Below are 4923 nucleotides of genomic sequence, written 5' to 3' on the forward strand. Positions count from 1 at the left end.
TTATTCTTTATTTAAAACTTTGCAACAGAACCTGAATAGTCGTCAATCTGTTCACAATATTGTAAAAAGACCAAATTTTCCTAAACCTATTTATGTATTTTCAAATGGTCGTTATCCTGTATATTTAAAAGCAGAAATAGAAATTTTTGAATTAAAATATCCGATGATTTTAACGCAAGAAAGTCGCGAGAAATATTCAAATTGGATTGCTAAAAAAATTATTTTTTCTGATACATGAGCGAAGCGAATTTTTAATTTTCGTTAGAAAATTTTACACTGTCTTTTTAAATTTCGAGTTTTCGTCAATCACATATTGAACGAAAAAATAACGAGATAATTTCGCACAACCTTTTACGCATGTAAAAGGTATAAGTGCGCCCTTTTCTAATTGTTAGCACTTATACAGGAGGAACTGTCATTGTCTTCAAAAGGAAAAATTGATGTAAAAAAACAAAGTGATAATGCCACAGCCTTTGGAATTTCAGCGATTTTTTTTGTTGCTGCGTGGGTGATACATTTATTCCCAGAAACGATTCTAAATTTTTATCCAGAGGCCATTTCTAAACTTTTATTAGCTTTTAGTTTCCCATGGTTAGTAAGTTTTGATAATAATAAAGTTGATGGTATTAATGGTTATTTCAGTGACTTGGGCATAGGGTTAGGGAGTTTAATTATTTTTATTAGTTTTGTAAATGTCGATTCTGCTTGGAATATAAATATCCTTCTTAGACTTTTCTATAAAACCTTTATTTGGATCTTTTTTATTATTGGCGTTTTTGGAACGTCTTCTGGAATATATAAGGCTTTTTCTGAAGTTGCTATTGCTAAAGATAACAAGAAACAAGAAAAAACAAACAACATTTATCAGCAATTATTAGATTTGGCTTTAAAAATATTAGAAGTGATTATAGCCATATATACTATAATTGAATTTACCGGATTAAATAAATAATAGGAGGGAGTAAATGAAGATAGACTTCAATATTTCTGACATTTTAACATTACCAAATAAAATATTAGCTGCTTTAACTTTAGCTAGTGGCTTATTATTGTTCTTACCCACCAAGTTACTAGATAAATTACACATAATCGGTTTCCAAGAAAAATATGGGTTTGTTATCGGTATTGTATTCATAACAGCTTTTTCGCTTTGGTTAGTTAACTCGATTTACACAATTAGCAAATTTATAAAAGATAAAAAAAACATGAAAAAATTTTTAGATGAAGCAGGCGAAAGACTCAAGGTATTAACTGATTATCAAAAGGCAATTATTTATTTGTTATATTCTCAAGAAAATTACACTCATGTTCTGCCCCTACATGATGGATCAATATCGGCATTAGAAAGTAACATAATGATTGGAAAAACGTCGGCGCAATATTTAGTTGGTGATTTTAATCATGCTATGATTCCTTATCACTTACAACCTTGGGTAGGAGATGAGTTAAATAAGAATAATGAACTCTTAGACGATTTCAAAGCGTGTTTCATGGACAAAAAGTACCTATTTTTCAAATGAAAACGCCTCTTATCAAGGGTTAACTATGTGGGTCCTTCTCAAATTTTAAGGTGTGAGCTTTTCGGGGTATGTAGGGCTTGCCCTGCACGAGCTTAATTCTTTTGAGATAGATTTTGGAATTTAAATAGCTATCAGAAACTCATATTTGCGTTTTAGGACGTTTTAAATATCTCTGCATATATTTTTATGTGTTTTATCTTTTCGTCGGCAAATGCGTTAAAATAATGCAAGGGCGAGCATAGCGAGTGTATTTACCCTTGAATTATTTTATGAGTAAATTAGCTTTGCTGAACGACGAAAAGGAAACACAAAACTAATAGCCCGTTAAGTGTTCAAACCTTGGTACTTTTTCAAATTTCTATCGAAGTTTACGCACTGCCTCTACCACGATTAAAGGCATGGAAGCCATTCGAGGATTATATAAGAAAACCCGAAAAGAAGGCACTCTCTTCGGGTTTTCGGTCTGTACTGAAATCAAGGTATTATTGGGAATCCCAGCTTAAATCATAGATACCGTAAGGGATTTTATTCTTTATCTAAAACTTTGCAACAGAACCAATTAAATTGTTTTTGTTCAAATATAGAGATTTATATGTAATTACAATCTGATGTTTTACTTATACCCAATCTTTTCATTTTTAATTAGACTGGATAACTATAATGTGATTACTTTAGAAAAGGGCTTTCCAATCTGTCTGGAGAGCCCTTTTCCCTTTATTCTTTCACTTTCATAAGTCGCAAACTATTTAATGCTACAAGAAGGGTTGCGCCCATATCTGAAAGGATGGCAATCCAGAGCGTTAACCAACCTGGGATAACCAATAATAAGGCAATAAATTTAATAACAATTGCAAAAGTAATGTTTGCTTTGATTATATTTAGAGCTTTTCGGCTTAATTTTACAGTGAATGGAAGTTTTCTTAAATCGTCTCCCATTAAAGCGACGTCTGCCGTTTCCAGGGCTGTATCTGTACCAGCTCCACCCATTGCGATTCCAACTGTAGAAGCTGCTAACGCAGGAGCATCATTGACACCATCTCCAACCATGGCTACGTTTCCATACTCGGACCTTAATTGTTTAATATAGTCTAATTTGTCCTGAGGCATCAGTTCAGCTTGAATATCTGATACTCCGACATGCTGACCGATTGCATTCGCTGTACCTTTGTTATCACCTGTAAGCATAATTGTTTTTTTGATTCCAAGTTGATGTAACTTTTGAATAATTTCCTTACTTGATTCACGAACCTCATCAGCAACTGCAATAACTCCAAGTATTTCTTTTTCGGTTCCAATAATCATGGCTGTTTTACCTTGATTTTGAAGAGTATTAACATTTTGCTCTAAGTCTTTATCGAAGCCAGTAGTCAATAATTCCTTAAAGAGTTTCGGGCTACCGATATAATAATTCATCCCGTTTACAATACCTTTGATACCCTTACCTGTAATAGAAGAGAAATCCTCTACCAGTACATCAGAATATGAAATGTTTTCTTCTTCTGCTTTTTTCATGATAGCTGAAGCAAGAGGATGCTGAGAACGATACTCTAATGCAGTAATGATCGCCAATAATTCTTTTTCATTCATTTGATTATTCAACACTTTAAAATCAGTTACAACTGGAACACCTTTTGTTAAGGTACCCGTTTTATCAAATGCTATGGCCTTTAAGGCACCCATTTCTTCTAAATACACTCCGCCTTTTACAAGAACCCCTTTTTTCGCAGCATTCCCAATTGCCGAAACAATAGAAATCGGAGTCGATATGACCAACGCACATGGACAACCAACAACAAGAACAGCTAATCCTTGATAAACCCATGTTTCCCAACTGCCATCAAAGAATAAAGGAGGGACTATAGCCACTAATACTGCAATGATCATAATGATCGGTGTGTAATATTTTGCGAATTTATCGACAAATGCCTGCGAAGGAGCGCGTTCTCCTTGTGCTTCCTCAACAAGATGAATAATTTTAGAAATGGTTGTATCTTCAACAAGTTTTGTTATTTTTACTTCAAGTAATCCTTCTTCATTTAAGGTACCTGCAAATACTTCATCATCAACCGTTTTCTCAACAGGGACTGATTCGCCTGTAATAGCTGCTTGATTGACGGCAGAGTAGCCACTTACGACTACACCATCCATCGCAATATTTTGACCAGGTTTTACAATCATGATATCGCCAACAGCAATATCATCGACATGAATCATGATTTCTTGTCCATTCCGTCTAACAAGTGCCTCTTTGGGCGCGATATCCATTAATGAACGAATCGATTGTCTTGCTCTATCCATAGAGAATCGCTCAAGTGCTTCACTAATTGCAAAAAGAATAACAACAATGGCAACTTCTGCCCATTCTCCAATAATGGCCCCACCTATAACAGCTATTGTCATAAAGGTTTTCATGTCAAATTCAAAGCGTAATAAGTTTTGTAATCCAACTTTAAAGAGTGATAACCCTCCGATTAACATGGATGCTAAAAATAATAAGGTAGTAACAATGTTCTCTTCTCCATTCACAAACGAAGAAAGTAAACCGAAGGCAATAAATAAGGAAGCATAAAGTAGAGTACTATGCTTTTTATAAAATGGCACTTTATCTTCTTTCGTATCTTCTTTTACCTCTTGTGAAACTTGGCGAGCAGATTTTTCAGGAGCTACTTTAAGATTCTCGAATGCACCTGCTTTTTCAAGTTCTTCAATCGTTGCATCCCCGTAAACGGATATCTTAGATGCACCAAAATTTACTTTTGCATCCTCAACTCCTGGAAGTCTTTTAACATTTTTTTCAAACTTTCCCGCACAGTTTGCGCATGTAAACCCCTGAACACGGTACATATTTTTTTCAGTCTCTAATGCTTTTGCTTCAGACAATTTTAACAACCTCCTTGTGGTGTGCAAATGCAACCTGTATTAGTTTCATTACATGATCATCATCTAATGAATAGTAGACTAACTTACCTTCTTTTCGATATTTAGCTAATCCAAGATTTTTAAGTAACCTCAAATGATGAGATGTTGTGGCAGTTGTAGCACCAACAATATTCGCTACATCACATACACACAATTCATCTTCTAAAGAGAGAGTATACGCAATCTTAATCCTAGTATCATCCGATAAAGCTTTAAAAACTTTGGCTACTTCCAAAGGATTTTGTTTGAGTAGTTCTTTTTTACCTCTTTTGACTTTTTCCTCATCTATACACGTAACTTCACATGCATTATTTTGCAAATTTTTCACCTCTTATCAATCAAATGTATGTTTGATTATCATTATAAATTAACAAAAACCAAATAGTCAAGTATATGTTTGAATGTAATTTACATAAAAAGCAATTTTTCTTTAGTTTGCAGTAAATAATTATTCTGGTTCTGTTGCAAAGTTTTAAATAAAGAA

4 protein-coding genes and 2 pseudogenes are annotated in these 4923 nt (G+C 33.9%); 4 read left to right on the forward strand and 2 right to left on the reverse strand.

Translation table 11 applies throughout. The features are described from left to right. The 4 genes and pseudogenes from HMPREF3116_RS09045 to HMPREF3116_RS08845 form a co-directional block, all read left to right on the forward strand. Positions 1 to 238: pseudogene (locus HMPREF3116_RS09045) on the forward strand (hypothetical protein); the annotation flags it as partial. A 180-nt stretch (positions 239 to 418) separates the two neighbouring features. Continuing rightward, positions 419 to 952, forward strand: coding sequence for a hypothetical protein (locus HMPREF3116_RS08590; protein ID WP_070469189.1), 534 nt, complete (start codon positions 419 to 421; stop codon positions 950 to 952). A 13-nt stretch (positions 953 to 965) separates the two neighbouring features. Next, positions 966 to 1520, forward strand: a complete 555-nt coding sequence (locus HMPREF3116_RS08595; RefSeq protein ID WP_083272827.1) for a super-infection exclusion protein B — start codon at positions 966 to 968, stop codon at positions 1518 to 1520. 350 nt (positions 1521 to 1870) lie between these two features. Beyond that, positions 1871 to 2023 (forward strand): annotated as a pseudogene (locus HMPREF3116_RS08845) (IS6 family transposase); the annotation flags it as partial. A 211-nt stretch (positions 2024 to 2234) separates the two neighbouring features. Here HMPREF3116_RS08845 and HMPREF3116_RS08600 read toward each other — a convergent pair. Both HMPREF3116_RS08600 and HMPREF3116_RS08605 read right to left on the reverse strand, forming a co-directional pair. Continuing rightward, the gene (locus tag HMPREF3116_RS08600) at positions 2235 to 4400 is read right to left on the reverse strand and encodes a heavy metal translocating P-type ATPase (protein WP_070469190.1); all 2166 of its coding nucleotides are present in this window, start codon (positions 4398 to 4400) and stop codon (positions 2235 to 2237) included. Next, positions 4393 to 4758: an ArsR/SmtB family transcription factor gene (locus tag HMPREF3116_RS08605; protein ID WP_048726876.1), complete on the reverse strand. Its 366-nt coding sequence runs from the start codon at positions 4756 to 4758 to the stop codon at positions 4393 to 4395. Before HMPREF3116_RS08605 ends, HMPREF3116_RS08600 begins: the two co-directional genes overlap by 8 nt. Positions 4759 to 4923: the final 165 nt, after the last annotated feature.

It is taken from the genome of Aerococcus sp. HMSC10H05 (assembly GCF_001806975.1).
In the GTDB taxonomy this organism is placed as follows: Bacteria; Bacillota; Bacilli; order Lactobacillales; family Aerococcaceae; genus Aerococcus; species Aerococcus viridans_B.